Raw genomic sequence first — 4,014 nt, forward strand, 5'->3', positions numbered from 1 at the left:
CACCAGCGCCGCCTCGACTGGCCGGTCCGGATAGAGCCGGCGCAGCACCGCCGCATAGACCGCGAGCTGCAGCACATAGGCGGGATCGACCGCCTCGGCCGAGGGCGGCGCGGGCCGGTTGGTCTTGTAGTCGACGATCAGCACCCGCTCGGGCGTGACCACCAGCCGGTCGATGCGGCCGGAGATCGAAACGCCGGGCGGCAGGTCGTCGGATCGCCCGGTCAGGGCCACCTCGGCCCGCGAGCCGGGGCCGAATACGGGCGCGAAGCGCGGATCGTCGAGCACGCCGAAGGCCGCCGCGATCATCTCCTCGCGCTGTTCGTCCGAAAGGTCGCGCTCGCGCGCCAGCAGCCGGAGCGCCGCGTCGGGCCGAGCCTCAGGCGCCACGTCCGGCAGGCGCTCCAGCAGGCGGTGGATCAGGTCGCCGCGCCGGAAGCGTCCGAGCGATCCGCTGCGCTCCAGCGGCGAGGGCGCGGGGATGCGCAGGGTCTCGTCCATGCGCGACGGCGAGGCGTAGCGCGCGCCGGGGTCGGGCGCGGCGGCCTGGCGGACCCAGTCTGGCAGGGTGGCGGCTTCCTCGGCGGATGCCGTCGGAGCGCGGGGGATTGTGACCGGCGCCGGGCCGAAGCGCCGGCCGCCGTCCTCCAAGGACTCGACGCCGTCCAGACGGTCGAAGGTCTCCTCGATCACCGACCACCAGCTGCCTTTTTCCGCCTCGCCTGACTTGTTGGTTCGCCCCAGCACGATCAGGCGGTCGCGGGCGCGGGTGAGGGCGACGTAGAGCAGGCGCAGGGACTCGTCGGCCGTGCGATCCTCGCGCGCTTTGCGGGCGTCAGCGGTGACGGGGCAGTCCTCCTTGCCGGAGCCGGGGCACATCAGCCAGGCGGGACCCTCCCAGTCCTCGTTCTCGAGGGGCAGCAGGGTCGGGCCCTGCCCCTTGGCCTTCATGGTGGTGTCCGGGAGGATGACGACCGGCGCCTCCAGCCCCTTGGCGCCGTGGACCGTCATGACGCGGACCTCGCCGCGCGGTCCTTCCAGCTCGCGCTTCACCTCGACATCGGCGGATTCGAGCAGCGCCAGACAGGTTTCGAGATCGGTCCCACCCCGGCCTTCGGCAGCCAGCACCTGGTTCAGCGTCTCGTCGATGGCCTCCATCGCCTCGCGGCCCAGCCGGCGCAGGAAGCGGGCGCGGCCCGACTGGCCGGTGTCATCGACGCGGTTCAGCACCTCCGAGAAGAAGGCGAAGGGATCGCGGCCACGCGCGGCGATGGCGGCGTCCAGCAGGGCGTGGGCGCGGGTCCACTCCGGGCGCTCGGAGGCCCGGTCGCGCAGGATCTTCCACAGCGGCGGCCGCTTCTCGGCCCCGGCGAGCTCGAACAAGCTGTCCTCGTCCACGTCGCAGAGCGGGCTGCGCAGGACCTCGGCCAGGCTCAGTTCGTCGTCCGGGAACAGCGCGAAGCGGGCCAGCGACAGCAGGTCGTCGAAGGCGATGTGGGCCTTCAGCTTGAGCCGGTCCGCGCCAGCGACCGGCACGCCCGTCAGCTTGAGTGCGCGGATGACCTCCTCGAACAGGGCGTCGCGGCGGCGGACCAGCACGAGGAAGTCGCCATAACCGCAGGGGCGAAGCGCGCCCTTCTCGTAGACGGCCACGCCGGTCTCGACCTGGCGGCGGATGTCGTCGGCCAGGTGCTTCGCCAACCGCTTGCGGGCGCTCTGGCGGGTCTCCTGATCGACCGGCGCGGTCCAGGCGTCGCGGTCCGGCTGGGGCTCGTCGATGAACAGAGGGACGAGTTCGACCGATCCGGGCTGGCCCTCGCGCGCCGGATGGTGCGGATGAATATCGCCCTCGACACCGGCGATGGAGATGCGCCGCGCCGGGTCGTCGAAGGCCTTGTCGACGAAGCGCAAGACCTCTGGCGTGGAGCGGTAGGAAGTCTCCAGCGGCACGTGGCGGAAGGCCTGGCCCACGCGCGTCTCATAGGCTCTCGCCTGGCGGCGCAGCTGTTCCGGCCGGGCGCCCTGGAAGGAGTAGATCGACTGCTTCTCGTCGCCGACGGCGAAGATGCTGCGGCCGGTCGCGCTGGAGAAGAAGTCCGAGGTCAGGGCCTGGAGGATGGCCCACTGCTCGGGCGCCGTGTCCTGGGCCTCGTCGACCAGGACGTGGTCGATGCCGCCGTCGAGCTTGTAGAGCACCCAGGCCGACAGGCCGGGCTTCGACAGCAGCGCCGCCGATCGGCTGACCAGGTCGCCGAAGTCGAGCGCGCCGGTCGCGGCCTTGGCCGCCTCGTAGAAGGCGGCGTGCGCCCGGGCCAGGGTCAGGACCTTGACCGTATCGTCGGCGGCCTTGGCCGCCCGCCAGCGGTCGAGCGCGGCCAGGTAGCTGAGCTGAAGGTCGGCCAGCCAGGCGACGACGTAGGCGGGAGCCTGCTTGGTGCCCATGCTGGCGCGCGGGCCGGTCTGGGTCAGGAAGACGTCGCGCAGGCCCGCGAAGGTCCAGGCGTCGCCCGCCGCGCGCATGCGCTCGGCGCACTTCTGGTCGTTAGTGGAGCCCGTGGCCATGGCCTCGGCCAGGTCGCGCCAGTGGCCGGGATCCAGCGCGCGCATGAACTCGGCCTCGACCTCCTCGGGCGAACCGTCGGGATCGGCGCCGGTCAGGGCGTGAGGCCCCGGCGCATCGCCGGCCTCGACGCGGGCGACATAGTCGGCGAGGTCGTCGCGCTTGGCCTCGATCAGGGCCAGCAGTTCCAGGAACCGGCCCCAGTCGAGCTCGACGGCGAAATGGCTGTAGGCGCGGCCCAGCGGACCGTCCGGATCACGGAAGGCCTGGACAGCCAGCTCCTCCCGCGCGGCGTGGGACAGGGCGACCGCCGCCTGGTCCTCCAGCATCTTGAAGCGCGGCGAGACGCCTGCCTCGATCGGGAAGCGGCGCAGCAGCTTTTCACAGAAGGCGTGGATGGTCTGGATCTTCAGCCCGCCGGGTGTCTCCAGCGCGCGGGCGAACAGGCGGCGCGCCCGCGACAGCTCTTCGCGGGACGGCAGGTCGGATCTGTCATCCAGCCGCACCAGTTCGCGGATCAGGCCTTCGTCGTCGAGCACCGCCCATTCGCCGAGCTGCTTGAACAGCCGGGTCTGCATCTCGGCGGCGGCGGCCTTGGTGTAGGTGACGCACAGGATGGCCTCGGGCCGCGCGCCCTTGAGCAGCAGGCGCGCCACGCGGTTGACCAGGGTGGTGGTCTTGCCCGAGCCGGCGTTGGCGGTGACGAAGACCGACAGGTCCGGATTGGCCGCGATCAGCTGATGCGAGGCGCTCATTCCGAGGCCTCCTCGCCGTCGGCGCCGACGACGTGCCACTCCCAGACGCGCGCCAGATGATCGTAACTGCCGCCGAACGCGCCCATGAACTGCGGCGCGGCCCAGGAGACATAGGGCGTATCGGGATTGTCGAAGCGTTCGATCATGCGGCGCAGGCCGTCGAGCGCCTGCTCCGACAGGGCGGCGGCCTCGGGGCCCGCACCCCGCACGCAGACCTCGCCCGGCGACTTGCGACCGACGACGCGGATGTAGGCCAGCTCCTCCGGCTCGACAGGCCCCGCGACCGGAAAGCCGCCCGCCGCCAGGATGGCGCCGGTCAGGGTCAGCTGCGGCGCGAAGCCGGTCTTCACCTCCTTGAGCGAGGGCGCGCGGCCGGTCTTGAAGTCGATCACCGATCCGCCCGTGGCCGATAGTTCGATGCGGTCGGCGAAGGCCTTCAGGGTGAAATCGCCGCCCCGGGTCGGAATGACCATTTCGCCCTTCTGTTCGACCAGCAACTCGACGCCGCGCGCGCGCCGGCGCGCCTCGAATTCAGCGAGCCAGCGGGCGCAGTTGCGGGCGAGCGGCGCCTCACGGGCCATGGCCGGCTCCTCGAAGCCGTGGGCGCCCAGTTCCTCGAGCAGCAGCGCCTCGATCTGGTCGGCGCAATCGTCAGGCAGGACGTCGGGCCAGGTCAACGTCATGCGCTCGATGGCCTTGTGC

At 71.7% G+C, this 4,014-nt stretch carries 2 protein-coding genes; both read right to left on the bottom strand.

All coding sequences use genetic code 11. The annotated features are described in order from the left end of the window. The coding region (gene addA / locus Q0M60_RS08560) for a double-strand break repair helicase AddA (RefSeq protein WP_296818274.1) at positions 1-3,312 on the bottom strand (3,312 nt) is incomplete at its 3' end. Continuing rightward, positions 3,309-4,014 (bottom strand): PD-(D/E)XK nuclease family protein (locus tag Q0M60_RS08565; RefSeq protein WP_296818276.1); only part of this gene is annotated, 706 nt, incomplete at its 5' end. The genes Q0M60_RS08565 and addA, both read right to left, overlap by 4 nt.

Source organism: Brevundimonas sp., assembly GCF_024711105.1.
Lineage (GTDB): Bacteria > Pseudomonadota > Alphaproteobacteria > Caulobacterales > Caulobacteraceae > Brevundimonas.